A 25,349-nucleotide genomic window follows, 5' to 3' on the forward strand; every position below is an offset into this window, starting at 1 on the left:
CAGCGTGACCAGCATCGCGTTTCCCGCGCGCCGTCACGCTGCGGAGTGTCACCATGCGACATCCGTACTTCCCCGGCGGCCGGGCCACCGTTCGGCCGGCGTCCCGCCGAGCGCCTCCAGCGCCTCGCCGCGGGCCGCCGGGGGCCGGTCCGGCGGTGGCGGCGACGCCCCGGCCGCCGGCCCGCGCCGTCCGGCGGTGGCCACGACCGCGGCCAGCGCGGTGGTGAGCGGTACGGCGGCGATCAGACCGAGCGTCGCCACCGCGCTGCGGACGATCTCCTGGGCCAGGAACTCGCTGGTGAGGATCTCGCTCACCGGGCGGGAGTCGGCCACCAGCAGGAGCAGCAGCGGCAGCGAGGCGCCCGCGTACGCCAGCACGATGGTGTTGACAGTGGACGCGATGTGCGCCCGGCCCACCCGGGTGGCCGCCCGGTAGAGCTGCCGCCGGGACAGGTCGGGGTTGGCGTGCGCCAGCTCGGTGACGGTGGCCGCCTGGGTGACCGTGACGTCGTCCAGCACGCCCAACGAGCCGATGATGATGCCGGCCAGCAGCAGCCCGTGCAGGTCCACGCCGCCCTGGAACATGGAGAGCGTGGTGGCGTCCTCGCTGCCGAAGCCGGTCAGGTGGGTGGCGGCGGTGGCGAGCGTGCCCAGCACGCCGGTGACCACCAGGCTGCCGAGCGTGCCGAGCACCGCGACCGACGTCTGCGCAGTGATCCCGTGGGTCAGGTAGAGCACCACGAACATGATCAGCGCGGCGCCGACGATCGCCACCGGCAGCGGGGACCGGCCGGCGCCGATGCCGGGCAGCACGAAACCGAGCAGGATGGCGAAGCTCGCCACCAGCCCGCCCAACGCGGCCAGCCCACGCCAGCGCCCGAACGCCACGATCGCGGCGGCGAAGAGCGCCACCAGCCAGATCAACGGCGTGGCGCGCTGGTGCTCGGCGATGTTGTACGCCTTCACCGACGGGTCGGCCGGGTCGGTCAGCTCGACCAGGATCACCTCGTCGCCGACCTCGACGCGTGGTGCGCCGGGCCCGTCCGGGATCGGCATCTCGACCTGCCGGCCGGCGTCCGGGCCCTGCTCCGCGGCGACCGTCACGGTGCCGCACCGGCCGCCGCCGCCCTCGGGGGCCTCCGGCGTGGGCGGGCAGGGCTCGGTCACCACCCGGGTCACCGTGCCGTGGTGGCGTGGCACGTTCTCGGCTTCGGCCCGCTCCGGGCCGCCGCCCCGGGGCCAGAGCACCAGCGCCGCGAGCACGGTGAGCACGAAGAGCGGCACCACGGTCGCGAGCAGGAGCCGGCGTACGCCCGGCGGCGCGGCGGGGGCGGGACGGGTGTGGTCGGCGCCCACGGTGGCTCTCCCTACGAATCGCGGCGCACCGGTTCACCGGCCCGGTCGTCCACCGGCCCGGCGCGGACGCGTCCTGCCCACGCCCGGGGTCGCCGCCCGGGTCATGGTAGCCACCCCACCTGCGCGATCTTGGAGTTGTGGCCCTGGCAAACGGCGCGAACAGGGCGTTTCGAGGGCCGCAACTGCAAGATCGGCGGGGTGGGGTGGGGTGGGGTGGGGTGGGGTGGGTCAGCCGCGTTTCATGAGGCGGCCCACGGCGGCCATCATTTCGGTTGCCATCTCGTCGGCTCGGCCCTCGGCGGCGCCCTCGTGCATGCAGTGCCGGGCGTGGCCGTCGAGCAGGCCCAGTGCGACCTTGTCCAGCGCGGCCTGGATGGCGGAGATCTGGGTCAGCACGTCGATGCAGTAACGGTCGTCCTCGACCATCTTCTCGATGCCCCGGACCTGCCCCTCGATGCGGCGGAGCCGCGCGAGCAGTTGGTCCTTGCTGGCGGTGTAGCCCCGGACCGGGGTGGACGGCGTGGTCATGCGTCGAGGATACCGTACCCCTCGGGGGTATGATACCGTTCGACTCGTACCCCCAGGGGGTATGGGTATCAGATCGGAGGGCGAGATGGACACCACCTACCAGGTGCGGGGCATGACCTGCGGGCACTGCGTCACCGCGGTCAGCACCGAGCTGAGCGCGCTGCCGGGCGTCACCGACGTCCAGGTCGACCTGGCCACCGGCCGGGTCACCGTCACCAGCCAGGAAACACTGGACGCGGACGCCGTGCGCGCCGCCGTCGACGAGGCCGGCTACGACCTCGCCGGGGCGTGACGGGTCCGCGGACCCGCAGAACCGAGGAGGCACCATGAACACGGCGACGAAGCTGAGTGGCTTCGCGCTCGGCCTCGCGGCGGTGTTCGCCGGGGCGTACGGGATCGGTCACGTGGCCGGTCCCGTCGCCCCGGCCGCCGAGACCCGACACGACACCACCGACACCGACCACGGAGCCGCCGGCCACGGCGACGAGAGCGCCGGCGACGCGCACCTGCCCGGCGGCCTGCTGGTCTCCGAGCGGGGCTACACGCTCCAGCCGGTGACCGCCCCGGCCGGCGAGTTCGCGTTCCGGATCACCGGCCCGGACGGCGCACCGGTCACCCGCTACGACGTGGCGCACGACAAGCGCATGCACCTGATCGTCGCCCGCCGCGACCTGTCCGGCTTCCGGCACGTGCACCCGGAGCTGGCCGCCGACGGCACCTGGCGGGTCGCCTCGCCGCTCGCCGGGCCCGGCGTCTGGCGGGCGTTCGCCGACTTCACGCCGACCGGCGGCGAGCCGCTGACGCTCGGCGTCGACGTCACCGTCCCCGGCCCGCTGGCCGCCCGGCCGCTGCCGGCGCCGGCCACCACCGCCACGGTCGACGGCTACACGGTCACGCTCACCGGCACGCCGGAGCCCGGCCGCACCAGCCGGCTCACGCTCACCGTCAGCCGTGCCGGTCGCCCGGTCACCGACCTCCAGCCCTACCTCGGCGCGTACGGGCACCTGGTGGCGCTGCGCCAGGGCGACCTGGCCTACCTGCACGTGCACCCGGAAGGCACGCCCGACGACGGGCGCACGCCCGCCGGGCCGGCGGTCACGTTCGCGGCCGAGGTGCCGTCCGCCGGGGCGTACCGTCTCTACCTGGACTTCCGCCACGGCGACGCGGTGCACACCGCCGAGTTCACCGTCCTGGCCGGCGCTCAGCCCGCGCCGGCACCCACCACCGCACCGACCCCGGACGCCGGACACGGCACGCCGGGGCACGGGCACAGTTGACCGGGGAGGTGTCGCGATGACCACCACGGGAAAGACGCTGCCGACCGCGCCGAACCTGATCGAACTCGCGATCGGCGGCATGACCTGCGCGTCCTGCGCCGCCCGGATCGAGAAGAAGCTCAACCGGATGGACGGCGTCGAGGCCACGGTGAACTACGCCACCGAGAAGGCCACCGTCCGGTACGCCGACGACATCGCGCCGGCCGACCTGATCGCCACCGTGGAGAAGACCGGCTACACGGCCGAGGTGCCGCCGCCGCCCGCCCGCGCCGGGGAGGTCACGGCCGCCGAGCCGGTCGACGAGCTGCGGATGGCGCGTACCCGGCTGTGGGTGTCCGCCGTGCTGACGCTGCCGGTGATCGTGCTGGCGATGGTGCCGGCCTGGCAGTTCGACTACTGGCAGTGGGCCTCGCTCACGCTGGCCGCGCCGGTGGTGGTCTGGGGCGGGCTGCCGTTCCACCGGGCCGCGCTGGTCAACCTGCGGCACGGCGCGGCGACCATGGACACACTGGTCTCGCTCGGCACGCTGGCCGCGTTCGGCTGGTCGCTCTGGGCGCTCTTCCTCGGCGACGCCGGGATGCCCGGGATGACGCACCCGTTCCGGTTCGACATCACCCGCGGCGACGGCGCCGGCAACATCTACCTGGAGGCCGCCGCCGGGGTGACCGTCTTCATCCTGGCCGGGCGCTACTTCGAGGCCCGCGCCAAGCGCACCGCCGGCTCCGCGCTGCGGGCCCTGCTGGAGCTGGGCGCGAAGGACGTGGCCGTGCTGCGCGGCGGGCAGGAGGTCCGGATCCCGGTCGACCAGCTCGCGGTCGCCGACCGGTTCGTGGTCCGGCCCGGCGAGAAGATCGCCACCGACGGCGTGGTCGAGGAGGGCACCTCGGCGGTCGACGCCAGCATGCTCACCGGCGAGTCGGTGCCGGTCGAGGTCGGGCCGGGCGACGCCGTGGTGGGCGCCACCGTCAACGCCGGCGGCCGGCTGGTGGTCCGGGCCACCCGGATCGGCGGCGACACCCAACTCGCCCAGATGGCCCGGCTGGTGGAACAGGCGCAGACCGGCAAGGCGGCGGTGCAGCGCCTCGCCGACCGGATCTCCGGCGTGTTCGTGCCGATCGTGATCGCCCTGGCCGCCGGCACGCTGGGCTGGTGGCTCGGCACCGGCGCTGGGCCCACCGCCGCGTTCACCGCCGCCGTGGCCGTGCTGATCATCGCGTGCCCCTGCGCGCTCGGCCTGGCCACCCCGACCGCGCTGCTGGTCGGCACCGGGCGCGGCGCGCAGCTCGGCGTGCTGATCAAGGGACCGGAGGTGCTGGAGTCCACCCGCCGGGTGGACACCGTGGTGCTGGACAAGACCGGCACCGTCACCACCGGCCGGATGACGCTGGCCGAGGTGCTGCCCGCCGACGGCGAGGACGCCGGCGAGCTGCTCCGGCTGGCCGGCGCGCTGGAGGCGGCCTCCGAGCACCCGATCGCGCGGGCGGTCGCCGAGGGCGCGGCCGAGGCCGGTCCGACGCCCGCCGTCGTCGATTTCGCGAACGCCGAAGGGCTCGGCGTGACCGGCACGGTCGACGGCCGGAGCGTGGTGGTCGGGCGGCTCCGACTGCTGCGGGAGCGCGGTCTCGACGTACCCGAGGAGGTCGTGCGCGCCGCGACCGGCGCGGAGGCCGCCGGCCGCACGGCGGTCCTGGCCGGCTGGGACGGGCGGGCCCGGGGCGTGCTCGCGGTGGCCGACGCGGTGAAGCCGACCAGCCGGGCGGCGGTCGACCGGCTGCGCGGCCTGGGGCTCACCCCGGTGCTGCTCACCGGCGACAACGCCACCGTGGCCGGAGCGGTGGCCGCCGAGGTGGGCATCGACGAGGTGATCGCGGAGGTGCTGCCCGCCGACAAGGTGGCCGTGGTCGAGCGGCTCCAGGGCGAGGGCCGGGTGGTGGCCATGGTCGGGGACGGGGTCAACGACGCCGCCGCGCTGGCCCGCGCCGACCTCGGGCTGGCCATGGGCACCGGCACCGACGTGGCCATCGAGGCCGCCGACCTGACGCTGGTGCGGGGCGACCTGCTGGCCGCGGCGGACGCCATCCGGCTCTCCCGCCGCACGTTGACGATCATCAAGGGCAACCTGTTCTGGGCGTTCGCCTACAACGTGGCCGCGCTGCCGCTGGCCGCCGCCGGGCTGCTCAACCCGATGCTCGCGGGCGCGGCGATGGCCTTCTCGTCGGTGTTCGTGGTGGCGAACAGCCTGCGACTGCGGCGCTTTCGCCCGATCGGGTGACGCCGGGCACCGGCATGGTTGGGCGGGCGACCGCTTGGGTAACTCGTTGTCGTCACGCAACTGTTGAGCTGGAGGTTCCGATGGGTCTCGACGACAAGATCGACAACGCTTCCCAGGACACCGCGGGCAAGGTCAAGGAGGGCATCGGCCGGGCGACCGACAACGAGCGCCTCGAGGCCGAGGGCCGCAACGACCAGGCCGGCGCCAAGCTCAAGCAGGCCGGCGAGAAGATCAAGGACGCCTTCAAGAGCTGACGTACGCTCGCACACCCCACCGGGCCGGCCTTCGGGCCGGCCCGGCGTGCTGCGTGGCGGTCAGCGCGGCACGCGGTAGCGGATGTGGGTGACGGTGGGACCCGCGACCACCCGCTCCGGCGTCAGGGTCACGTCCAGCGGTCCGTCGAAGAGCGGCGTGCCGCCGCCCAGCACGATCGGCACCACGTGCAGCCAGAGCGAGTCGAGCAGGCCCGCCGCCAGGTAGCCGCGTACCGTGCCGCCGCCACCGGCCACACACACGTCGCCGTCGCCGGCCGCCTCCCGGGCCCGCTCCAGCGCCGCCTCGGCGCCGTCGGTGACGAAGTGGAACTCCGTGCCGCCGGCCATCAGCAGCGACGCCCGCGGGTGATGGGTCAGCACGAACACCGGGACACGGAACGGCGGATCGGCACCCCACCACCCGGTCCAGGCCCGGTCCCACGGCCCCTCGCCGCCGCCGAACATGCGCCGGCCCATCACGTACGCCCCGACGCCGGCGGTCATCTCCTCGACCACGTCGGCGTCGACGTTGCGTTCCCCGCCGGTGAGGGCGTGCTGCGTGCGCCAACTCTCGGTGGCGAACGCCCACTCGTGCAGCCGCAGGCCGCCCTGCCCGAGCGGATCCTGCACGCTCTGACCCGGCGCGGCCACGTACCCGTCCAACGACATCGACAGTTGACTGGTGACCTCTCCCATGAGGGGTGGACCCGCCGGGCCGGCGGAACTCATCGCTCGGCGGCCAGCCGCGCGGCGCGTACCTCCAGGTAACGCCGCTCGGGCAGGCTGGTGGTGGCCCGGGCGGCGGCCAGGTAGGCGGTCCGGGCGTCCGCCCGGTCGCCTGCTAGTTCGAGCAGGTGGGCGCGGACGGCGGCGAGGCGGTGGTGGCCGGCGGTCCGGTCGTCGGCGTGCAGCGGGGCGAGCATCGCCAGGCCGGCCCGGGGGCCGTCCACCATGGCCACCGCGACCGCCTGGTTGAGCGTGACCATCGGGTTGGGCGCGAGCCGGGCCAGCACCCGGTAGAGCGCCACGATCTGCGGCCAGTCCGTGGTCGCGGCGGTGGGCGCCTCCGCGTGCACCGCGGCGATGGCGGCCTGCACCTGGTACGGGCCGGGCGCCGACCAGGTCAACGCGTCGGTCACCAGCGCGATCCCCTCCGCCACGGCAGCGGTGTCCCAGCGGGTGCGGTCCTGCTCGGCCAGCGGCACCAGCTCCCCGTCCGGCCCGGTCCGGGCGGCCCGGTGCGCGTCGGTGAGCAGCATCAACGCCAGCAGCCCGGCCACCTCGCCCTGGTCCGGCAGCAGCCGGTGCAGCTCCCGGGCCAGCCGGATCGCCTCCCCGGTCAGCTCGACCCGGTGCAGCGCCTCCCCGCTGGACGCGGTGTAGCCCTCGTTGAAGATCAGATAGAGCACGCGCAGCACCGCGCCCAGCCGTTCGTCCCGGTCCGCGCCCGACGGGAGCGTGAAGCGTGCCCCGGCCGCCTCGATCCGCTGCTTCGCGCGGCGGATCCGCTGGCTCATGGTCGCTTCCGGCACCAGGTACGCCCGCGCGATCTCGGCGGTGCTCAACCCGCCCACCGCGCGCAGCGTGAGCGCCACCTGGGCGTTGACCGGCAGCGCCGGGTGGCAGCAGAGGAACAGCAGCCGCAACGTGTCGTCCCGGCTCGGCGGCTCCTCGTCGGCGGGCGGGGCGACCGCCGCGTACGCCGGCTGCCGGACCGCCACCGCGACCTCGCGCGCCCGGCGGGCGTGTTCGCTGCGCCACTCGTCGGTGAGTCGGCGGGCGGCCACGGTGACCAGCCAGGCGCGGGGATGCTCCGGCACGCCCTGCGCCGGCCACCCGGTGGCGGCGGCGAGCAGCGCCTCCTGGACCGCGTCCTCGCAGGCGTAGAACTGGCCGTGCCGGCGGACGAGCACGCCGAGGACCTGCGGCGCGAGTGTCCGCAGCAGGTCCTCGACCGCCCGGGAGGTCACATCTCCGTCCCGGCCTGCTCCATCACCGCGCGCACCTCCAGCACGCCGAAGCCGAGCCGCACGTCCGGCCAGCTCGCGGCGATCTCGACGGCCCGCTCCGGCGTCTCGCAGTCGACCGTCAGGTAGCCGGCGAACTGCTCCTTGCTCTCCACGAACGGGCCGTCGGTGATCTCCGTGCCGCCGCCCGCGGGGCGTACGGTCCGGGTCTGCGACGGGTCGGCCAGCGCCTCCCCGCCGACCAGCTCACCGGACTCGGTCAGCGCCTTCATGATCTCGCCGACCTCGCCGAAGATCGCGGTGCGCTCCGCCTCGGTCAGCTCGTCGGCGAAACCGGGCCGGTTCCAGATCAGCAGCATGTACTTCACGGTCCACTCCTCGGGTACGGGCCACCGTCGGTGGCGCCTCACAGCCGGGTCGGAGCCGACCGACCCGATCCGACACGGGGAGGGGTAGGAAGTTATTCGGGCTCGGCGACGAAAACGCCCTGACCCTGCTGGCCGTAGATCAGGTTTCAGGCGTGCAGTTCCTTCACCGCCCGATAGGCCGTCGAAACTGCGACGTTGTACCGCTCACCGATCTCGGAAACCGAGGGTAGTTGTTGCCCTGGCGCGTAGTCGCCGGCACGAATCTTGGCCTCGATGTCATCGGCGACGCGCCGGTAGTGCGGTGGCCTGGTCGGCATGGTCGGTTCTCCTGGACTTCAGCGGAGATCATGCTTCCAGCCCGGACTGGTCGAGACAAGCGAAGAACCCGGCAATGTGGAGACAGTGAGATAGCGGTCGGCTACTCCTGGACTTCAGCACTCCCGGTTTCCGGCCGTCCCGCTGTGGGGGAGCACGACGCAGGACTCTGCCCCCACGGCGGTCTACTCGCGGTCGTTTCGGGAGGGCGGTGCACCATGCCGATCGACGAGCCAGGTGCGGCCTCGGAGGCGCGAGAGGTCTTCGAGGCAGCAATGAACGGAGCACGTGCCCGTCCGAGGCCGATCATGAGGTTGACGGTGAAAAAACGGACAACGCGTACCGCCAACTTCATGATCGCCGGGGCAGGGGCGTCGCAGGCCTCGCGTCGCGCGGGAAGACGGGTCAGCGTGGGCCGCGTAGGGGGCGAGGGGCGGGGCGGCCGGCGTCGAGGGAGGCGCGGTCGGCGGCGGTGGTGCCGGAACTCCACCCCTCCGTGTCACGCACCTGGAGCCGGTGCCGGGTGGTGCCGGGAAAGAGCTGGTCAGCGCGTTCCCGGACGGCGTCCGACCGGGCCGCCAGCACCGGCAGCAGGCGATCGTCGGCGTGTTCCTCGGCCGCCGCCGTGCTGGCCGCCCGCAACCGCTCCCCGATCCGCAGCGCGAACGCGTTGAGGAACGACTCGTCGTAACCCTTCGTACGCCGGCCGCCGCCCTTGCCGCGTCCGCTGCGATCGCCACGCCCGCGCAGCATCGCGGCGGTGGCCTGCACCAGCAGCGACGTGTGCAGCAGCTCCACCGCGGCCAGGTCGGCCGGGAACCCGAGCACGGTGGCGAAGCCCAGGTCGTCGGACCAGACCGACTCGCACCGGTTCGCCGCCGCCACCTCCTGGACCAGCAGCGCCTTCGCCGCCGCGTACGGGGCGTCGGTGCCGAGGCGCATCCCGCCCGGCTGGTCGGGCCGCTCGGCGGTGGCGGCGAGCAGCGCCGCGTCGATGCTGTGCCGGGCCATCAGCTCCTGCGCCTTCGCGGTGAACGCCTCCGCCTCGGCCGGGTAGCCGCTCGACTCGGCCTTGGCCAGCAGCGCGCGTACCCGGTCGAGCATCCGGGAACCGGTGGCCGGCACGGCGGCGAGCGGGACGGCGGCGGCGCCGGGCGGTGGCCGGAGCACCGCGATCGGCGGCAGTGACTCGACCAGCACCAGCGCGTCGACCGCGTCCCGCAACGCGGTGATCCGGTCGCCGTCGGCGCGGCGGTCCAGCCAGCCCGCGTCGGTGTCCCAGTGGGCGGCCAGGTCGGTGAGCTGCTCGTCGAACCAGACCGGCACCGGTGCGGGCAGCGCGCGCCGCTGGGCGGCCAGCGTGTCGCGCAGCAGCCGGGCACCGCGCGCGGTCAGCCGGCGGGTGGCGAGCCGGTCCACGTCGACCGGCTGCCAGCCGCGCGGCCAGAGCCGCCCCACGGCGCGGGCGAGGCGGGCGAGCAGCGCCGCGTCCACCGCCGCGCCGTCGCCCACCACCAGAGCGTCGAGGGCGCGCTCGGCGGCGCGTACGTCGGTGCCGCGCGCCGCCGCGAGGGCGTCGTCGAGCAGCGTCTCGGCTGGTGACACGGGTGGCTCCCCTGGAATCCGACAGGCGGCAGGTCGTCCACCCCGGCACAGACGGTACCCGGCCCTTCCGTTCAACCGTCCGGACCTGGTATCCGTACTCCTGGCCGGAACGCTGGCGGGGCGACGGACGGAGAGCGACGTGGGCGGGCAGGACCGGGGCGTGCACCGCCGCCGACGACGGTCGGGGGCCGGCCTCCGCGCGTTCGCGGCGGTGCTCGTCGTGACCGGCCTCACGGCGATCGGTGGGTACGCGGTGCGACGCCACCCGGAGCTGCTGGCCTCGGTCGGGGTGGACCGGACCGTGCCGGCGGCGATGCCGTCCGCGCGCCCGCCGGCGGCGACCGCCCCGCCGGTGAAGGTCGCCCCGTCGCCGGTCCCGGCAGCCGGCCGGGTGCCACCCGCCATCGGCTACCCGCTCCGGGGCGGGGGCGGGTTCCGCACCGCCGACACCACCGGCGCGGTCGCCGGGCGCGGCGGTGAGCTGCTGCGGTACCGGGTCGCGGTCGAGGACGGCATCCGCAACGTGGACGTGGAGCGCTTCGCCCGGGACGTCGCGGCGACGCTCGCCGACCCGCGCGGCTGGACCGGTGACGGCCGGTGGCGGCTGCAACGGGTGGGCCGGGACGCGCCGGCCGACTTCACCGTGCTGCTCACCACGCCGGTCACCCGGGGCGAGCTGTGCGGCGACCCGACCGACCGCTACACGTCCTGCCGCAACGGCGACCGGGTGGTGATCAACGTGGCCCGCTGGGTGTACGGCGTGCCGCACGTGCCCGACCTCGGCCTCTACCGGCACTACCTGCTCAACCACGAGGTGGGCCACCGGCTCGGCCACGGCCACGAGCGCTGCCCCCGCTCCGGCGGCCCGGCGCCGGTGATGGTGCAGCAGACGCTCGGCCTGCACGGCTGCACGCCGAACGCGTGGCCGCTGGTGGGTGGCGAGCCGCTGGCCGGCCCGTCCGGCCAGTACGACGACCCGATCCCGGCCGGGGACCACTGACCCGCCGACCCGCCGGGTGAATACTGGCCGGGTGGAGAGCCGCCCCCGCCTGCTGCTGGTCGAGGACGACCACGCCCTGTCCGGTCTCCTCGCCGACCTGCTCACCGAGGAGGGGTACGACGTCGACGTGGCCGGCGACGGCCACCTCGGGCTGCACCGGGCGCTGACCCGGGACTACCAGGTCATGGTGGTCGACCGGGGGCTGCCCGCGCTGGACGGGCTGGAACTGGTCACCCGGCTGCGGGCGCACGGCGTCGCCTGCCCGGTGCTGCTGCTCACCGCCCGTGGCGCGGTGCACGACCGGGTCGCCGGCCTGGACGCCGGGGCGGAGGACTACCTGGTCAAGCCGTTCGAGGTGGCGGAGCTGTCGGCCCGGCTGCGGGCGTTGCGCCGCCGCCACCCGGACGGCGCGAGCTGGTTGCCGTTGGGCCGCGGCCGGCTCGACGTGGGTAATCGTCGGGTCGTCGACGGCGCCGAGGAGATCCCGCTCTCGGCCCGCGAGTTCGCCGTGCTGCACGCCCTCGCCGGCCGGCCCCGCAAGGTCTTCACCCGGGCGGAGCTGCTCAGCACCGCGTTCGACCGCGCCGACGCGCCCGGCACCGTCGACGCCTGCGTCCACCACCTGCGCCGGAAGCTGGGGCGGGACGCCGTCCGGACGGTGCACGGGCTGGGTTACCGGCTCGGGGCCGGCTGAGCGTGGACGAGGCCCGGCTCGCCCGTGCCCGCCGGCGCAGCGTGGCGCAGACCGCCGGCGCGATCGGGCTGGTCCTGCTGCTCGTCGGCGCGCTGATGTTCGCGCTTACCAGCCGGCAGGAGTCCCGGGCGCTGGACGGTGAGCTGACCCGGGTGCTGGCCGCCGCCGAGGACGTCGACGATCCGCCGCCGGGGCAGTTCCTGGCGCGGCAGCGTCCCGGCGACCCGGTCGTCGAGGTGACGCCGGGGGCGTCCCCGGAGCTGACCCGCGTGCTCGACGAGGCGGTACGCCGTCCGCCCGGCCGCCACGACGCGACGGCCGGCGACGACCGGCCGGTCCGGGTGGCGGTGGCGCGCCGGGCCGACGGCACCCGCTGGGCGGTCGCCGCCGAGCTGGCCCCGCTCCGGCGCCGGCAGGGCCAGCTCGGCCTCGCGCTGCTGGTGGCCGAGCTGGCCGGGCTGGCCGGTGCGCTGGTGACCGCGACACTGCTGGCCCGCCGGGCGGTCGCCCCGCTGGCCGCCGCGTTGGGCATGCAACGCCGGTTCGTGGCGGACGCCTCGCACGAGCTGCGTGCCCCGCTGACCGTGCTGCACACCCGGGCGCAACTGCTGGCCCGGCGGGCCCGGGAACAGCCGGCGGAGCGGCTGGCCGGGCAGCTCGACCAGCTCGTGGCGGACACCCGGGCGCTCGGCGAGGTGGTGGAGGACCTGCTGGTGTCGGCCGCCGCCGAGCACCAGCCGCTGCCGGACACCGCGGTGGACCTGACCGAGGTGTCCCGCGAGGTGGTGGGCAGCATGTCCGCGTACGCCGGCGAGCGGCAGGTGGAGCTGCGGCTGGTGACGGCCGGTCCGGCGCTGGTCCGGGGCGCCGGCCCGGCCCTGCGCCGGGCGGTGACCGCGCTGGTGGACAACGCCGTCGGGCACGTGCCGGCGGGCGGCCACGTCACGGTGACCGTGTCCCGCCGGGACGGGCGGATCGCCGCCGAGGTCGCCGACGACGGGGTCGGCCTGGACCCGGCGGAGGCGGACCGCCTGTTCGCGCGGTTCGCGCACGGCACGGCCGGGACCGGTCGGCGGTTCGGTCTCGGTCTCGCCCTGGTCCAGCACGTGGCACAGGCGCACCGGGGCACGGTCGAGGTGGCCGGTGCGCCGGGTCGCGGCGCCACCTTCACGCTGCTGCTGCCGCCCGCCTGAGCGGGTACGGGCCGGATCCCCGCTCCGGAGCGGGTCGGGGCAAGAACTTCGCAAGAAACGACGGGCACCGTGGGGGCGGACCGACGCCCCGACCGCCGAGGAGATCATCGTGCCGGACTCCGTGAACGGACTGCCCCTGCATCCGCTGGTGGTGCACGCGGTGGTGGTCCTGCTGCCGCTGGCCGCGCTGGGCGTGCTCGCGTTGGCCGTACGCCCCGCCTGGCGGGGCCGCTTCGGGTGGCTCGTGGTGCTGGTCACCGCGCTGGCCACCGCCGCGATCCCGCTGGCCACGGAGAGCGGGGAGAGCCTGGAGCGGCGGGTCGGCGACCCGGGCCGGCACGCCGAGCTGGGCGACCAACTGCTCTGGTTCGCGTTGCCGTTGCTGGTCGTCGCCGTCGCGCTGGTCTGGTTGCAGCGCCGGGCGGAGCGGCCGGCCGATGCCGGGGCGAGGACCGGACCCGGCGTCCCGGGCGTGGTGGTGGCCGTGTTGGCGGTGGTGGTGGCCGCGGCGAACCTGGTCCAGGTCTACCGGGTGGGCGAGTCCGGGGCGAAGGCGGTCTGGGGTGACGTCCCGGCGGCCACCGCGGAACACGGCGACTGAGCCGCCCGTCCCGGTGGCCGGGCCGCCGGACTGCGGAGCCGGAACGGCGGTGGTGAGATGGACCGCATGGATTACGTGACGTTCGGCTCCACCGGCCTTCAGGTGTCCCGGCTCTGCCTGGGTTGCATGAGCTACGGCGAGCCGGGACGGGGCACGCACCCGTGGTCGCTGCCGGAGGACGACGCCCGGCCCTTCATCAAGCAGGCGCTGGAGCTGGGGGTGAACTTCTTCGACACCGCCAACGTCTACTCCGACGGCACCAGTGAGGAGATCGTCGGCCGGGCGTTGAAGGACTTCGCCGACCGCGACGAGGTGGTGATCGCGACGAAGGTCCACGGCCGGAGGGGGTCGGGACCGAACCGGGGCGGCCTGTCCCGCAAGCACATCATGAGCGAGATCGACGCGAGCCTGCGCCGGCTCGGCACCGACCACGTCGACCTCTACCAGATCCACCGTCTCGACCCGGCCACGCCGATCGAGGAGACGCTGGAGGCGCTGCACGACCTGGTCCGGGTCGGCAAGGTCCGCTACCTCGGCGCCTCGTCGATGTACGCGTGGCAGTTCGCGAAGGCGCTCGGGGTCGCCGAGCGGCACGGCTGGACCCGGTTCGTCTCGATGCAGAACCACTACAACCTGATCTACCGCGAGGAGGAGCGGGAGATGCTGCCGCTCTGCCTCGACGAGGGCGTCGCGGTGATCCCGTGGAGTCCGCTGGCCCGCGGCCTGCTGACCCGCGACCCGGGGGAGCGGACCGCGCGGGCGGACACCGACGAGTTCGGCCGCAAGCTGTACGCGCGTACCGAGGAGCACGACCGGGCGGTGGTCGACGCGGTGGGCCGGGTCGCCGCGCAGCGTGGCGTGCCGCGCGCCCAGGTGGCGTTGGCCTGGGTGGCGCGCCATCCGGCGGTGACCGCGCCGATCGTCGGGGCCACGAAGCCGCACCACCTGACCGACGCGGTCGCCGCGCTGGAGATGGAGTTGACCGACGCCGAGGTGGCGGAGCTGGAGGCGCCGTACGTCCCGCACCCGGTGTCCGGTTTCTGAGCGTTACCGCGAGAACGCCGCCCAGATGTGCTTGGTGGTGGTGGTGGCGTACCAGCCGACGTCGAGCGAGATCGACTGGGCCAGGAAGAGCCCGCGTCCGCCCGAGTCGAGCGGGTGGATGTCGGACAGCTCCGGCACCGAGCTGACGTCGTGGTCGGCCACCTCCAAGAGGAAGCAGTCGTCGGTGGCCAGCAGCGTGACGATGGTGGGGGGTCGCCCGTGCCGGAGCGCGTTGCTGGCCAGCTCGGTGACGACGAGCAGCACCATGTGCGGCACCTCGTCCAGATCCTCGCCCTGCACCAGCCCGTGCCGGTTCAACGCGTCGCGCAGCGAGGCCCGCACGTCGCGCAGCTCCTCCGGGGTGTCGAGCACCCACCGCTCCAGCTCGGTGGCCTGCGGTGGCGGCGGCGACGTGCGCAACTGTCCCATGATCTGTCTTTACCCTGCGTAGCGATCTGCTAAGCCCGGCCGGTCCGCGGTCGACGGGTCCGGCCGGAGCCGGGGCATCAGCGGCGCATGAGCGCGAACACCCCCCAACCGAGATGTTCGCGCTGGAAGCGGACGTACCGCAGCGGGTCCTCGGTCAGCTCCTGCCGCAGCTCCGGGGCCAGCTCGTCGTCCGGGTTGGCGTCCAGCCAGCGGCGCAGGTTCAACCAGTGCGCGGCGGCGTAGCGGTCCCAGCTGTCCTGGTCGGCGAGGACCATCTCGACCAGGTCCCAGCCGCACGCGCCGAAGAGCCGGACCAGGCCGGGCAGGTCGTGGAACTCGTCCCGGGACCGCGCCTGCGAGCCGGTCACGGTCTCGGCGTCGGGTGGGTCCCGCCGCCAGTACGGCTCGCCGACCAGGGCCAGGCCGCCGGGGCGCAGCGCGCGGTCGAGCAGTTCCAGCGTGCCGGGGACGCCGTCGCCGATCCAGGTCGCGCCGACGCAGGCGGCCACGTCGACCGGACGTTCCGGAACGTACGCGGCGGCGTCGCCGTGCACGAACCGGACCCGGTCGGCGACGCCCAGCTCGGCGGCGCGGTCCCGGGCGGCGGCGGTGAACACGGTGCTGATGTCGACGCCGGTGCCGGTGACGCCGTGGTCCCGGGCCCAGGTGCAGAGCAGTTCGCCCTTGCCGCTGCACAGGTCGAGCAGCTCCGTGCCGGGCGGGAGCCGGAGCACCCGGCCCAGCGTGGCCAGCTTGGCCTCGTCGATCGGGTTGAGGACGCGCAGGTCGCCCTCGCGGATGGTGAAGCTTCGTGGCAGGTCCATCCGCCGGGACGCTAGTTCGGGCCCCGGCGACGGTCCAGGGGATTTTCGGGGTGGACGGCCCACACCGCCCCGGTGGGCGAGGTGTCGACCGTACGGATATCCGCTGTGGTCGATGTCACGCTAGCGTGCCGGCACGCCGGTCGTCCCGCCGGCGCTCGGACGGGAGAACGCCGTGAAGACACCGTGGAAAGCCGTCACCACCCTCGCCGCCGCGCTCCTGCTGGTCCTGCCCGGTGGCGTCGCCGCCCGCGCCGCGACCACTCCGTACACGAAGGCTCCGGTCGCCGGCACGCTCCGCGCGTACCCGGTCTCCGCCGTCTACGTCGCCGGGGTCTCCTCCGGTGGGTACCTGGCCACCCAGCTCCAGGTCGCCTACTCGGCCCGGATCCGGGGCGCGGCGATCTTCGCGGCCGGGCCGTACTACTGCGCGCAGAACAGCGTCCCGCAGGCGCTCTACGGCTGCGGCGACAACATCTACCCGACGTACCTGGGCAACCTGGAGGCGTACACCCGCGCCTGGGCCTCGTCCGGCTGGATCGACGGCACCGGCAACCTGGCCGGCCAGCCGGTGTACGTCTACCACGGCACCAGCGACGCCACCGTGAAGAAATCGGTCACCGACGACCTGGTCCGCTACTACCAGGACTTCGGCGCCGGCGTCCGCTACGACTCCGGCGGTGCGGCCGGGCACTCCTGGGTCACGCCCTACGGCACGGTCGGCTGCACGGCCACCGCTTCGCCGTTCCTCGCCGACTGCGGCACCGACCCGCAGGGCGCGTTCCTCGCCCACCTGCTCGGCCCGGTCGCCGCGCCGAACACCGGCCCGCTCGGCGGCACGCTGATCCGATTCAGCCAGGACAGCTTCGCGGTCAACGGCTGGGCCAACGGGCTGAGCATGGACGGCAGCGGCTTCGCGTACGTGCCGGCCGCCTGCGCCGCCGGCACCACCTGCCGGCTGCTGGTCGCGCTGCACGGCTGCGCCCAGGGGTACGCCCGGGTCGGTACCGCGTTCGTCGACCGGGCCAACCTCAACCAGTACGCCGACACCAACCGACTGATCGTGCTCTATCCGCAGGCGATCGCCTCCGGAGTCAACCCGAACGGCTGTTGGGACTGGTGGGGCTACCTCGGTGCCACGAACTACCCGATCAAGGGCGGTGCCCAGGTCGAGACCGTCATGAACATGGTCCGTCGGCTGGACGGCTGACCGGCGTGGAAACCCGGTCCGGCGGCCGGGTCTGGGCCGGACCGGGTCACCTGCGGTACGGTCAACTCATGGTCGTCGAGGAACACTGGTGGAACGGCGTCAACATCCCTCGCGGGCGCCGCGACGTCTACATCTGCACCGACGGGCAGCGCTGGCAGGTCCAGGCCCAGATCGGCGGCGCCGCCGGTCGGTCGAAGATCCAGCAGTGCCCGAGTCGCGGTTCGGCGAGCATCCTCGCCGGGGCGTGGCGGGCGAGCGGCACCGGCTGGCGGGAGATGCCCCGCTGATCCGGGCGCGGCGGTCAGTCCCGGCCGCCGTGCACCGCCCGGTCGACGAGTGACGCGGTGGTCGCCCACGCCCTCGGCAGTTGAGCAGGATTGAGCCGGCCGCAAGCGGGTACGCCCGGCCGTGGCCGGTGCGGGAGCGGGCGGCGGTGACCAGACCGCCGCGGACAAGGCCGCCGGTGACCAGCGCCTCGCCCGCCGGCTGCGGGCCGTGCCGGCGCTGCTGACGGACCGGTTCCGCCGGGTACGCGCGGGCGCCGGGCTGGCCGCCCAGGCCGGGTTGGCCGCCGGCCTCTCCTGGTGGGCCGCGGACTCGCTGCTGCACGTGGCCCAACCGGTCTTCGCCCCGATCTCGGCGGTGGTGGCGCTCGCCGCCTCGGTGGGGCAACGCCTGCGCCGTACCGTCGAACTGGTGCTCGGCGTGGCGGTCGGCATCCTGGTCGGCGACCTGTTGATCAGCCTGGTCGGGGTCGGCGCCTGGCAGCTCGGCGCCATCGTGGCGCTGGCCGTCCTGGTGGCGGCGTTCGTCGGTCGCAGCCCGGCGCTGGTGGTCCAGGCCGGCGCGACCGCGGTGCTGATCGGCACGCTGACGCCGACCATGCCGAACCTCGAAGCGCCCCGGGTGGTCGACGCGTTGATCGGCGGTGGCGCGACGCTGCTGGTGACCGCCGTGCTGCTGCCCCTGAACCCGCTGCGGATCATCAACCGGGCGGCCGGCCCCGCGTTGACGCTGCTCGCCGAGCAGTTGGACCGCACCGCCGACGCGCTGCGCGGGCGGGACGTCGAGGCGGCGATCGCCGCCCGGGACCGGCTGCGCGACAACAAGGAGGAGATGGGCGCCTTCGGCGAGGCCGCGCAGGGCGCCCGGGAGGCGGCCACGCTCTCGCCGGTCTACTGGACCGCCCGGCAGGGGCCGCTCGGCCGGTACGCGAACTCGGTCGAGCCGGTGGACCGGGCGATGCGTAACAGCGGCACGCTGATCCGGCGGGCGGTCACGCTGCTCGCCGACGGCGAGCGGATCCCGGACGCCATGCCGGCCGCCGTGTCGGGGCTGGCCGAGGCGGCCCGCCGGCTGCGCAGGGAGTTCGCCCGGGGCGTGGCCGAGCCGAGCCGCAGCCGGGAGGCCGCGTTGCGGGCGGTGGCCGAGGCCGGGCGCGCGTACCGGGCCGGGGTGGACTTCTCCGGCGCGGTCGTGGTGGCCCAGGTGCGCACCGCGGCCAGTGACCTGCTGGTCGCCACCGACGTCGACCAGGACGAGGCGAACCGGCTGGTCCGGTCCGCGTTCGGCCCGCTCGACCGGTCGGCGTGACCGACCCGCCCGCGTGCAGGACGCGTCAGGAAACCGCCGTCCGGCGTGATGGTCGCGTGATGACCCCTGGGCCTGGCGCTGTCCCCGGGGCTCGCCGAGGCGACGGGTGGCAGCATCACCCCGGAGACCACGCCCGGCGGCGGTCTCACCATGGTGCTGCGGCTGCCCGCCGTCACCGAGTCGGAAGGGCCGTGGGAATGACGCGCATCCTGGTCGTCGACGACGAACCGCAGATCGTCCGCGCGCTGCGGATCAACCTGCGGGCCCGCGGCTACGACGTCGACGTGGCCGGCAGCGGCGCCGCCGCGTTGAAGGCCGCCGCCGGCCACCCGCCGGACCTGGTGGTGCTCGACCTCGGCCTGCCCGACCTGGACGGCACCGAGGTCATCCGGGGGCTGCGCGGCTGGACCACCGTGCCGATCATCGTGCTCTCCGGCCGGGCCGGCAGCGAGGACAAGGTCGCCGCGCTGGACGCGGGCGCCGACGACTACGTCACCAAGCCGTTCGGGGTGGACGAGCTGCTCGCCCGGATCCGCGCGGTGACCCGACGGCTGGCGCCCGCCACCCCCGGCGTTCCCGCGCTGCGGATCGGCCGGACCACCGTCGACCTGGCCGACCGCACCGTCACCCGGGACGACGGCGCCGAGATCAAACTGACCCCCACCCAGTGGGCGGTGCTGGAGAAGCTGCTGCGCAACCCCGGCAAGCTGGTCAGCCAGCGGCAGCTCCTGCACGACGTGTGGGGGCCGGAGTACCAGCAGGAGACCACCTACCTCCGGCAGTACCTGGCCCAGCTCCGCCGCAAGCTGGAGGACGACCCGGCCCGGCCCCGGCACCTGATCACCGAGCCCGGCATGGGCTACCGCTACCGGCCCTGACGTTTGCGCCGGCCCGCACGGGGGACTCGGCGAGCCGGTCGGGGCAGCGGGGGAGGGGCATGGCGGACAACCGGTTCGGGACGCCGCCGCCGGAGGGGTTCGGCCGCCGCCTGGACGAGCACGCCGTCGACGCCGGCGCGGCCGAGCCGGAACGGCCCGAAGGGCTGGTCGACAGCGGCGTCTACGTCAACGGTGTCCGGCGCGCGTCGCCGGTCGGCCTCGCCGACACGTTCCGCTGCCTGCAACAGCTCGACGGCGGCATGGCCTGGATCGGGCTGCGCCGGCCGAGCCGCGAGCAGATCGCCTCGCTGGCCGCCGAGTTCCAGCTTCCCGAGCTGGCCGTCGAGGACGCCATCAACGCGCACCAGCGACCGAAGCTGGAGCGGTACGGCCACACCCTCTTCGTGGTGCTGCGCGCCGCCCGGTACCTCGACGCGCGGGAGGCGGTCGAGTTCGCCGAGCTGCACCTCTTCCTCGGCCCCGGTTTCGTGATCACCGTCCGGCACGGCGGCACGCCCGACCTGGCGGCCGTCCGGCGGCGACTGGAGGCGGACCCGACCGTCCTCGCGCTCGGTCCCGAGGCGGTCCTCTACGCCGTGCTCGACCGGGTGGTCGACGGCTACGCCCCGGTGGTCGCCGGCCTGGAGAACGACATCGACGAGATCGAGACCGAGGTGTTCGGCGGCGACCCGAACGCCAGCCGCCGCATCTACCAGCTCAGCCGCGAGGTGATCCAGTTCCAGCGGGCGGCGCGACCGCTGCTCAAGGTCGTCGAGGCGCTCACCGGCGGCTTCGACCGCTACGGCACGGACGAGGAGCTGCGCCGCCTGCTGCGCGACGTGGCCGACCATCTGACCCAGGTGGTGGAGCGGGTGGACGGGTTCCGGCACCTGCTCCAGAACATCCTCACCGTCAACGCGACGCTGGTCTCGCAGGCGCAGAACGAGGAGATGCGCAGCCTCACCGCGGCCAGCTTCGAGCAGAACGAGGAGGTCAAGCGCGTCTCCGCCTGGGCGGCGATCCTGTTCGCGCCCACCCTGATCGGCACCGTCTACGGGATGAACTTCACCCACATGCCGGAGCTGGACTGGCGGTACGGCTACCTGTTCGCGGTCGCCCTGATGTTCGCCGTCTGCGCGGCGCTCTACCTGCTGTTCAAGCGCCGCGGCTGGCTGTGAGCCCGACCGCCCGGGCGGGTCGCGCGACCGTCCACAGCACCACGGCGCCGAGCAGCGCGGCGGCGGGCGCGACCACCAGCCCGTACCGGACGCCGGCCGAGACGCCGGCGAGCGCCGAGCCGGCCGCGCTGCCCACCACGAAGGCGGTGCTCACCCAGGCGAACGCCTCGGCCACCGTGCCGGGCTCGGCGAGCCGCTCGGCGGTGAGGAAGACGGCGGTCAGCACCGGCGGCAGCGCCAGCCCGCTGACCGCGAGCAGGCCGGCCATCGGCACCGGACCGGGCGCCAGCAGCAGCGGCAGGAAACCGACGGTGAGCGCGGCGGCCAGCAGCGGCAGCCGGCCGGGCCCACCCGGCCGGACCCGGGTCCAGCACAGGCCGCCGACCAGCGCGCCGGTCGCCTGCGCAGCCAGCAGCCACCCACTGAGCCGCCGATCGCCGGCCGCCTCGGCGTAGCCGGTCACCGCCACCGCGATGCTGCCGACCGCCGCGCCGACGCCGACCACGCCGAGCATCATCACCGCGAACCGGGGTACGCGCAGCGGCCCGGCCCAGTGCCGCACCGCGGCCACCCCGCGCCAGGACCGGGCGGCGGGACTCAGCGCGTACACCGCGGTGCCGGCGAGCTGCACCACGGCGGCGGCGAACAGCCCGGCGGCCGGCCCACCGACGGTCACCGCGAGCAGCGTGACCAGCGGACCCACCACGAAGATCACTTCCTGGACGGCGATGTCCAGCGTGTACGCGGTGGGCACCGTGCCCGGCGGCAGCAGCGCCGGCCAGAGCGTGCGCAGGCACGCCTCCAGCGGCGGGGTGCCGAGGCCGGCGACCGCCGCGCCGGTGACCGCGCCGGCCAGGTGCCCGCCGGTGAGCGCCACCGCGCCGAAGCCGAGCCCGGAGACGACCGCCGCCGCCCAGAGCACCGGCGGCTGCCGCCAGCGGTCCACGGCCCGGGCCAGCAGTGGGGTGCCCACCGCCATCCCGGCCGTGTACGCGGCGACCAGCAGGCCGGCGACGGCCAGGCTCAGCGACTGGCGGGCGAAGAGCAGCAGCGCCAGCGGGCCGCTGGCGGTGGGCAGCCGGCCGAGCTGGCTGCCCAGGAGGACGCGGGCGACCTGCGGGGCACGCAGCACCGCCCGGATGGAGACGTCGACGGACATGGGGCATCGCTCCCGGAGTGCGGATCGGGTGGAGGCGTCGGCTGCGTCGCGCGCCTCAGGGAGCGAAGTCGGCCCGGTCGGGATCGTCGCCGTAGAGCGGGAGGGCGGGTGTGATCCACTGCGCGAAGGCGGTCGCCGGGATCATCCGCCGACGGTAACCCATAGGGTGTCGGAATGGTTGACCGGCGGAGCGAGTTGCCGGCCCAGCGGGGGGCGCGCCGTCCGGGCGGCGCGGAACGGGGACTGGCGGCCCGGTGCGCCCGGATCGTCGCGTCCCGGCCGTTCGAGGTCGCGATCGTCGTGCTCATCATGGCCAACGGTGTGGTGCTGGGCATCGAGACGTACCCGCACCCGGATGCCACGGCGGCGGTGCTGCGCGGCATCGAGTGGGTGTTCCGGGTGGTCTTCGTCGTGGAGATCGCCGTCCGGGTGCTCGCGTACGGGCGCCGGCCGCAGGACTTCCTCCGGCACGGCTGGAACGTGTTCGACCTGCTGGTGACCGTCGCGATCTTCATCCCGTGGCTGCACGGCGACCCGGCCGTGCTGCGCTTCGTGCGGGTGGCCCGGGTGCTGCGGCTGGTCCGCTTCTCGCCCGGCCTGCGCACCATCGTCACGGCGCTGTGGCGCAGCCTGCCCGGCGTGGCGGCGTTCCTGGCGCTGGCCGGCGTCACGCTCTACGTCTACGGCATGGCCGGCTGGCTGATCTTCGGCGACCGCTATCCCGAGCAGTACGGCGACATCGGCCGCTCGCTGGTGACGCTCTTCGTGCTGCTCTCCCTGGAGACGCTGCCCGACCTGCTCGAACAGGGCCTGGAGCTGTCGCCGTGGACGCTGCTCTACTACGTCAGCTTCGTGATGATCGCGGTCAACCTGCTGCTGAACATCCTCATCGCCGTCATCGTCAACTCGATGGAGGAGGCCCGCCGGCTGGAGATGACCGAGGGGCTGGCGCCGGACTACGACTCCGACGGCGACGGGGTGCCGGACGAGGTGGACCGGATCGCCATCAGTCAGCGCCTGGACGACCTGCGTACGGTCGTCGCCGAGTTGGAGCGGGAACTGCGGATCGACCGGGAGGACGCGCACCGGCGCTGAGGCGCGCCGGACCGGCTGCGCCGCTGTGCCACGGTGGGACGGCTGCGCCGCTGTGCCACAGTGTGGAGTCGTGGACATGCTCACGGTACGCGGCCTGACCCGGCGGTTCGGACAGTTGACCGTGCTGGAGGACGTGTCCTTCGGCCTGGCCGCCGGCCGGCTCGCCGTGGTGGTCGGGCCGAACGGCAGCGGGAAGACCACGCTGCTGCGGTGCGTGGTGGGCGCGGACCGCCCCGACGCGGGCGAGGTGCTGCTGGACGGCCGGCGCTGCTACGAGACAGATGCCCGGACGCGCGCCCTGCTGGCCGCCGCGCTTGACGACATCGACTTCTTTCCGGACCTGTCCGTCGTGGAGCACCTCGAACTCGTCGCGTACGCCCACGGCGGCTCCGGTGCGACGGTGGCCGAGGTGATCGCCGAGCTGGGGCTGGAGCGCGCCCGCGACCAGTTGCCCTCGACGCTGTCCAGCGGGCAGCGGCGGCGGCTGGCGTTGGCCTCGTGTTTCGTCCGCCCCCGCCGCCTGCTCGTGCTGGACGAGCCGGAGCAGCGCCTCGACGCCCGGGGCCGGGCGTGGCTGGCCGACCGGCTGCTGCGCGAGAAGCGCGCGGGCACGGCCGTGTTGATGGCGACGCACGACGCCGAGCTGGCGACGGCGACCGCGGACGACCGGCTCGAGATCGGCGGCGGTGCGTGAGCACGGAACTCGGCATCCGGCCGGGCAGCCCGCCAGACGCGCGTCGGCTCCGGGGACGGCTGCGGCGGACCCGGCGACGCCACCGGGCGGTGTCGCTCGGTGACGTGCTCACCGACGCCTACGTCCTCGTGCTCTTCGCCGGCATGTACGGCTGGGCGCTGGTGAGCGAAGTACGCGACTACCTCGGGTCACCGTCGGGCCGCCAGGGTGATCCGGGGGACCGGTACTGGCTCGGGGTCGCCGCCGCCCTGGCCGTCGCCGGGCTCGCCTGGCGGGGCCTGCGGGCGGTGGGTCCGCTGGTGGTGTCGCCGGCCGCGCAGTCCTGGGTGGTCAGCTCGCCGGTCGACCGGCGGGGCTGGCTGTTGCCCCGCTTCGTCGTGCTGCTGGTCGCGGCGGTCGCCGGTGGTGGCCTGGTCGGTCTGGCCGCGGCGGTGGCGACCGGCGCCGGCGGCGCGACCGACCTCGCCAGCTCGGCCGTGGCCGGGGCCGCCTGCGGCACGCTGGCCGTGGCGTTGGCGGTCGTCGCCCAGGGCAGTCCGCGCCGTGCCGGGTGGGCCCGGTTCCTCGACCGAGGGCTGTTCGCCGCCGCCGCCGTGGTGGCGGCGGCGCTGGTCGCGGGTCACCTGACCGGGTTCTCCGTGCCGCCGCCGACGGCGTCCCTCGCCTGGGTGCTCGGGTTCGCGGCGGCGCCCCCGGTCGTGGTGGCCGTCCTCCGGGCGTGCCGGGCGCTGCCGTCGGTGGACCGGGCGTCCCTGGTCAGCGGCGCCCAGGTGGCGGACGCGGCGGCCGGCGCCGCGCTGCTGCTCGACCCGTCGTTCCTCACCGGTCTGGTGGAGAGCCGACGTTGGCGGTCGATAGGCGTGGTGTCGAGTCGCCGGTTCCGCCCGCTCGGCCGGTTCGGCGCGTTGGTGCAGGCCGAGTTGTGGCGTCCGGTCCGCCACCCCAGCGCGCTCGTGGTCTGGGTGGCCCTGCTGCTCACCCTGTACGCGGTCGCGGTGGCGCTGCCCACGCTGGCCGGCCCGGCGCAGGTGGTCCTCGGGTTCCTGGCGGTCGGCCGGTTGACCGGTGGCCTGCGTGCCGTCGGGCGGTCCGCCGGCCTGCGTCGCTCGCTGGGCGGCGGGGACACCGTGCTCAACCTGGCGCACCTGGTGGTGCCGGCGGTGTCCGTGGTGATCTGGTACGCGGTGTCCCTGCCGATGGTGGGCGCCGGCGTCGGCGTGCTCGACGGGGTGCTGGTGCTCGGCACCGTGGCCGCCGCCTACCGGGCCGCCACCCGGCCGCCGATGAAGTACGGCGGCGTCGCCGTGGACACCCCCGTGGGAATGATCCCGGTCGATCTCATTCGGCAGGTGGTACGGGGACCGGACGTGGTCGGCGCGTTGGTCGTGGCGCAGCTTCTCTGGCCCTGACCTGGGCCGGCCCAGCGGCGGTGGGGCCATGACAGTTCCGTGAAGAAACGCGACTCGCGTTTCGGCGACGGGTCGGGCGGGGCACCGAACGAGACGTCAGCCCATCGGAAGAACAGGACGGCTCCCGTGGAAGTTACCGGTTTCCTCACCGCGATCATCATCGGCCTCATCATCGGCGCGCTGGGCCGCCTGGTGGTGCCGGGCAAGCAGAACATCCCGATCTGGCTCACCCTGCTCATCGGTGTGGTCGCCGCGATCCTGGGCACCCTCGTGGCCGGCCTGTTCGGCGTGGACGACACGGCCGGCATCGACTGGATCGAACTGCTGCTCCAGGTGCTCTTCGCCGCGGCCGGCGTGTACATCGCCGCCGGGGCGTACGGACGCCGCCGCCACTGACGTGAAAGGCCGG

Annotated in this window: 28 protein-coding genes; 18 read left to right on the top strand and 10 right to left on the bottom strand. The window is 74.7% G+C overall.

What is annotated here, in order from left to right; translation table 11 throughout:
• Positions 1 to 48: 48 nt before the first annotated feature.
• Positions 49 to 1,356 (bottom strand): YibE/F family protein, encoded by a 1,308-nt coding sequence (locus OG767_RS04075; RefSeq protein ID WP_405092220.1) that lies wholly within the window; start codon positions 1,354 to 1,356, stop codon positions 49 to 51.
• A gap of 228 nt (positions 1,357 to 1,584) precedes the next feature.
• Positions 1,585 to 1,884: a metal-sensitive transcriptional regulator gene (locus OG767_RS04080; protein WP_281943313.1), complete on the bottom strand. Its 300-nt coding sequence runs from the start codon at positions 1,882 to 1,884 to the stop codon at positions 1,585 to 1,587.
• Between the two features lie 85 nt (positions 1,885 to 1,969).
• Here OG767_RS04080 and OG767_RS04085 point away from each other — a divergent pair, with 85 nt between their 5' ends.
• The 4 genes from OG767_RS04085 (at position 1,970) to OG767_RS04100 (ending at position 5,687) form a co-directional block, all read left to right on the top strand.
• Complete coding sequence (locus tag OG767_RS04085; RefSeq protein ID WP_405094128.1) at positions 1,970 to 2,176, top strand: heavy-metal-associated domain-containing protein; 207 nt, start codon at positions 1,970 to 1,972, stop codon at positions 2,174 to 2,176.
• A gap of 34 nt (positions 2,177 to 2,210) precedes the next feature.
• Complete coding sequence (locus tag OG767_RS04090) at positions 2,211 to 3,161, top strand: hypothetical protein (protein WP_405092221.1); 951 nt, start codon at positions 2,211 to 2,213, stop codon at positions 3,159 to 3,161.
• 16 nt (positions 3,162 to 3,177) lie between these two features.
• Positions 3,178 to 5,433, top strand: a complete 2,256-nt coding sequence (locus tag OG767_RS04095; RefSeq protein ID WP_405092222.1) for a heavy metal translocating P-type ATPase — start codon at positions 3,178 to 3,180, stop codon at positions 5,431 to 5,433.
• Between the two features lie 80 nt (positions 5,434 to 5,513).
• Entirely contained in the window at positions 5,514 to 5,687 is a 174-nt protein-coding gene (locus tag OG767_RS04100; RefSeq protein ID WP_281943306.1) for a CsbD family protein, read from the top strand.
• A 60-nt stretch (positions 5,688 to 5,747) separates the two neighbouring features.
• On the opposite strand, the gene OG767_RS04105 is transcribed toward OG767_RS04100, so the two are convergent.
• From OG767_RS04105 to OG767_RS04125, 5 genes are all read right to left on the bottom strand, one after another.
• Entirely contained in the window at positions 5,748 to 6,383 is a 636-nt protein-coding gene (locus OG767_RS04105; RefSeq protein ID WP_405092223.1) for a dihydrofolate reductase family protein, read from the bottom strand.
• A gap of 29 nt (positions 6,384 to 6,412) precedes the next feature.
• Complete coding sequence (locus OG767_RS04110; RefSeq protein WP_405092224.1) at positions 6,413 to 7,657, bottom strand: RNA polymerase sigma factor; 1,245 nt, start codon at positions 7,655 to 7,657, stop codon at positions 6,413 to 6,415.
• Positions 7,654 to 8,013, bottom strand: a complete 360-nt coding sequence (locus OG767_RS04115; protein WP_405094129.1) for a YciI family protein — start codon at positions 8,011 to 8,013, stop codon at positions 7,654 to 7,656. The genes OG767_RS04110 and OG767_RS04115 overlap by 4 nt, the downstream gene beginning before the upstream one ends.
• Before the next feature lie 155 nt (positions 8,014 to 8,168).
• The gene (locus OG767_RS04120) at positions 8,169 to 8,339 is read right to left on the bottom strand and encodes a GntR family transcriptional regulator (protein WP_405092225.1); all 171 of its coding nucleotides are present in this window, start codon (positions 8,337 to 8,339) and stop codon (positions 8,169 to 8,171) included.
• A 403-nt stretch (positions 8,340 to 8,742) separates the two neighbouring features.
• Complete coding sequence (locus tag OG767_RS04125; RefSeq protein WP_405092226.1) at positions 8,743 to 9,942, bottom strand: DUF2786 domain-containing protein; 1,200 nt, start codon at positions 9,940 to 9,942, stop codon at positions 8,743 to 8,745.
• 139 nt (positions 9,943 to 10,081) lie between these two features.
• Between OG767_RS04125 and OG767_RS04130 the strand changes: the two genes are divergently transcribed.
• From OG767_RS04130 to OG767_RS04150, 5 genes are all read left to right on the top strand, one after another.
• Entirely contained in the window at positions 10,082 to 10,942 is an 861-nt protein-coding gene (locus tag OG767_RS04130; protein WP_405092227.1) for a DUF3152 domain-containing protein, read from the top strand.
• A 31-nt stretch (positions 10,943 to 10,973) separates the two neighbouring features.
• Positions 10,974 to 11,636: a response regulator transcription factor gene (locus OG767_RS04135; protein WP_405092228.1), complete on the top strand. Its 663-nt coding sequence runs from the start codon at positions 10,974 to 10,976 to the stop codon at positions 11,634 to 11,636.
• Positions 11,637 to 11,638: 2 nt separating this feature from the next.
• Positions 11,639 to 12,829, top strand: coding sequence for a sensor histidine kinase (locus tag OG767_RS04140; protein ID WP_405092229.1), 1,191 nt, complete (start codon positions 11,639 to 11,641; stop codon positions 12,827 to 12,829).
• A 109-nt stretch (positions 12,830 to 12,938) separates the two neighbouring features.
• A complete protein-coding gene (locus OG767_RS04145; RefSeq protein WP_405092230.1) occupies positions 12,939 to 13,430 on the top strand; it encodes a DUF2231 domain-containing protein in 492 nt (163 codons plus the stop codon).
• A gap of 66 nt (positions 13,431 to 13,496) precedes the next feature.
• Positions 13,497 to 14,474: an aldo/keto reductase gene (locus tag OG767_RS04150; RefSeq protein ID WP_405094130.1), complete on the top strand. Its 978-nt coding sequence runs from the start codon at positions 13,497 to 13,499 to the stop codon at positions 14,472 to 14,474.
• Between the two features lie 3 nt (positions 14,475 to 14,477).
• Here OG767_RS04150 and OG767_RS04155 read toward each other — a convergent pair whose 3' ends face one another.
• Complete coding sequence (locus tag OG767_RS04155) at positions 14,478 to 14,903, bottom strand: ATP-binding protein (protein WP_281943289.1); 426 nt, start codon at positions 14,901 to 14,903, stop codon at positions 14,478 to 14,480.
• Positions 14,904 to 14,980: 77 nt separating this feature from the next.
• Positions 14,981 to 15,727 carry an SAM-dependent methyltransferase gene (locus tag OG767_RS04160; protein ID WP_405092231.1) on the bottom strand — a complete coding sequence of 249 codons (747 nt, stop codon included), beginning with the start codon at positions 15,725 to 15,727 and terminating at the stop codon, positions 14,981 to 14,983.
• 172 nt (positions 15,728 to 15,899) lie between these two features.
• Between OG767_RS04160 and OG767_RS04165 the strand changes: the two genes are divergently transcribed.
• The 5 genes from OG767_RS04165 (at position 15,900) to OG767_RS04185 (ending at position 20,583) form a co-directional block, all read left to right on the top strand.
• The gene (locus OG767_RS04165; protein ID WP_405092232.1) at positions 15,900 to 16,934 is read left to right on the top strand and encodes a poly(3-hydroxybutyrate) depolymerase; all 1,035 of its coding nucleotides are present in this window, start codon (positions 15,900 to 15,902) and stop codon (positions 16,932 to 16,934) included.
• A gap of 68 nt (positions 16,935 to 17,002) precedes the next feature.
• Positions 17,003 to 17,221 carry a hypothetical protein gene (locus OG767_RS04170; RefSeq protein ID WP_396856221.1) on the top strand — a complete coding sequence of 73 codons (219 nt, stop codon included), beginning with the start codon at positions 17,003 to 17,005 and terminating at the stop codon, positions 17,219 to 17,221.
• A 121-nt stretch (positions 17,222 to 17,342) separates the two neighbouring features.
• A complete protein-coding gene (locus OG767_RS04175; RefSeq protein ID WP_405092233.1) occupies positions 17,343 to 18,527 on the top strand; it encodes an FUSC family protein in 1,185 nt (394 codons plus the stop codon).
• A 197-nt stretch (positions 18,528 to 18,724) separates the two neighbouring features.
• Positions 18,725 to 19,405: a response regulator gene (locus tag OG767_RS04180; protein ID WP_405092234.1), complete on the top strand. Its 681-nt coding sequence runs from the start codon at positions 18,725 to 18,727 to the stop codon at positions 19,403 to 19,405.
• 59 nt (positions 19,406 to 19,464) lie between these two features.
• Complete coding sequence (locus OG767_RS04185; protein ID WP_405092235.1) at positions 19,465 to 20,583, top strand: magnesium and cobalt transport protein CorA; 1,119 nt, start codon at positions 19,465 to 19,467, stop codon at positions 20,581 to 20,583.
• Here OG767_RS04185 and OG767_RS04190 read toward each other — a convergent pair.
• The gene (locus OG767_RS04190) at positions 20,561 to 21,742 is read right to left on the bottom strand and encodes an MFS transporter (RefSeq protein WP_405092236.1); all 1,182 of its coding nucleotides are present in this window, start codon (positions 21,740 to 21,742) and stop codon (positions 20,561 to 20,563) included. The genes OG767_RS04185 and OG767_RS04190 overlap by 23 nt on opposite strands.
• A 174-nt stretch (positions 21,743 to 21,916) precedes the next feature.
• On the opposite strand from OG767_RS04190, the gene OG767_RS04195 reads away from it, so the two are divergent.
• The 4 genes from OG767_RS04195 (at position 21,917) to OG767_RS04210 (ending at position 25,336) form a co-directional block, all read left to right on the top strand.
• Complete coding sequence (locus tag OG767_RS04195; RefSeq protein ID WP_405092237.1) at positions 21,917 to 22,837, top strand: ion transporter; 921 nt, start codon at positions 21,917 to 21,919, stop codon at positions 22,835 to 22,837.
• 76 nt (positions 22,838 to 22,913) lie between these two features.
• The gene (locus OG767_RS04200; RefSeq protein WP_405094131.1) at positions 22,914 to 23,531 is read left to right on the top strand and encodes an ATP-binding cassette domain-containing protein; all 618 of its coding nucleotides are present in this window, start codon (positions 22,914 to 22,916) and stop codon (positions 23,529 to 23,531) included.
• A complete protein-coding gene (locus tag OG767_RS04205; RefSeq protein ID WP_405092238.1) occupies positions 23,528 to 24,940 on the top strand; it encodes a DUF6297 family protein in 1,413 nt (470 codons plus the stop codon). Before OG767_RS04200 ends, OG767_RS04205 begins: the two co-directional genes overlap by 4 nt.
• 126 nt (positions 24,941 to 25,066) lie before the next feature.
• Positions 25,067 to 25,336 (top strand): GlsB/YeaQ/YmgE family stress response membrane protein, encoded by a 270-nt coding sequence (locus tag OG767_RS04210; RefSeq protein WP_107154844.1) that lies wholly within the window; start codon positions 25,067 to 25,069, stop codon positions 25,334 to 25,336.
• Positions 25,337 to 25,349 lie beyond the last annotated feature (13 nt).

Source organism: Micromonospora sp. NBC_01392 (assembly GCF_045040125.1).
GTDB lineage: Bacteria > Actinomycetota > Actinomycetes > Mycobacteriales > Micromonosporaceae > Micromonospora.

What these genes read in the sequence shown, in the direction of transcription:
- OG767_RS04080 (WP_281943313.1), bottom strand. Translation starts at nt 1,884, where the DNA reads ATGACCACGCCGTCCACCCCGGTCCGGGGCTACACCGCCAGCAAGGAC.
- OG767_RS04170 (WP_396856221.1), top strand. Translation starts at nt 17,003, where the DNA reads ATGGTCGTCGAGGAACACTGGTGGAACGGCGTCAACATCCCTCGCGGG.
- OG767_RS04120 (WP_405092225.1), bottom strand. Translation starts at nt 8,339, where the DNA reads ATGCCGACCAGGCCACCGCACTACCGGCGCGTCGCCGATGACATCGAG.
- OG767_RS04085 (WP_405094128.1), top strand. Translation starts at nt 1,970, where the DNA reads ATGGACACCACCTACCAGGTGCGGGGCATGACCTGCGGGCACTGCGTC.
- OG767_RS04155 (WP_281943289.1), bottom strand. Translation starts at nt 14,903, where the DNA reads ATGGGACAGTTGCGCACGTCGCCGCCGCCACCGCAGGCCACCGAGCTG.
- OG767_RS04150 (WP_405094130.1), top strand. Translation starts at nt 13,497, where the DNA reads ATGGATTACGTGACGTTCGGCTCCACCGGCCTTCAGGTGTCCCGGCTC.
- OG767_RS04095 (WP_405092222.1), top strand. Translation starts at nt 3,178, where the DNA reads ATGACCACCACGGGAAAGACGCTGCCGACCGCGCCGAACCTGATCGAA.
- OG767_RS04115 (WP_405094129.1), bottom strand. Translation starts at nt 8,013, where the DNA reads ATGCTGCTGATCTGGAACCGGCCCGGTTTCGCCGACGAGCTGACCGAG.
- OG767_RS04180 (WP_405092234.1), top strand. Translation starts at nt 18,725, where the DNA reads ATGACGCGCATCCTGGTCGTCGACGACGAACCGCAGATCGTCCGCGCG.
- OG767_RS04090 (WP_405092221.1), top strand. Translation starts at nt 2,211, where the DNA reads ATGAACACGGCGACGAAGCTGAGTGGCTTCGCGCTCGGCCTCGCGGCG.
- OG767_RS04100 (WP_281943306.1), top strand. Translation starts at nt 5,514, where the DNA reads ATGGGTCTCGACGACAAGATCGACAACGCTTCCCAGGACACCGCGGGC.
- OG767_RS04105 (WP_405092223.1), bottom strand. Translation starts at nt 6,383, where the DNA reads ATGGGAGAGGTCACCAGTCAACTGTCGATGTCGTTGGACGGGTACGTG.
- OG767_RS04160 (WP_405092231.1), bottom strand. Translation starts at nt 15,727, where the DNA reads ATGGACCTGCCACGAAGCTTCACCATCCGCGAGGGCGACCTGCGCGTC.
- OG767_RS04185 (WP_405092235.1), top strand. Translation starts at nt 19,465, where the DNA reads ATGGCGGACAACCGGTTCGGGACGCCGCCGCCGGAGGGGTTCGGCCGC.
- OG767_RS04200 (WP_405094131.1), top strand. Translation starts at nt 22,914, where the DNA reads ATGCTCACGGTACGCGGCCTGACCCGGCGGTTCGGACAGTTGACCGTG.
- OG767_RS04190 (WP_405092236.1), bottom strand. Translation starts at nt 21,742, where the DNA reads ATGTCCGTCGACGTCTCCATCCGGGCGGTGCTGCGTGCCCCGCAGGTC.
- OG767_RS04195 (WP_405092237.1), top strand. Translation starts at nt 21,917, where the DNA reads ATGGTTGACCGGCGGAGCGAGTTGCCGGCCCAGCGGGGGGCGCGCCGT.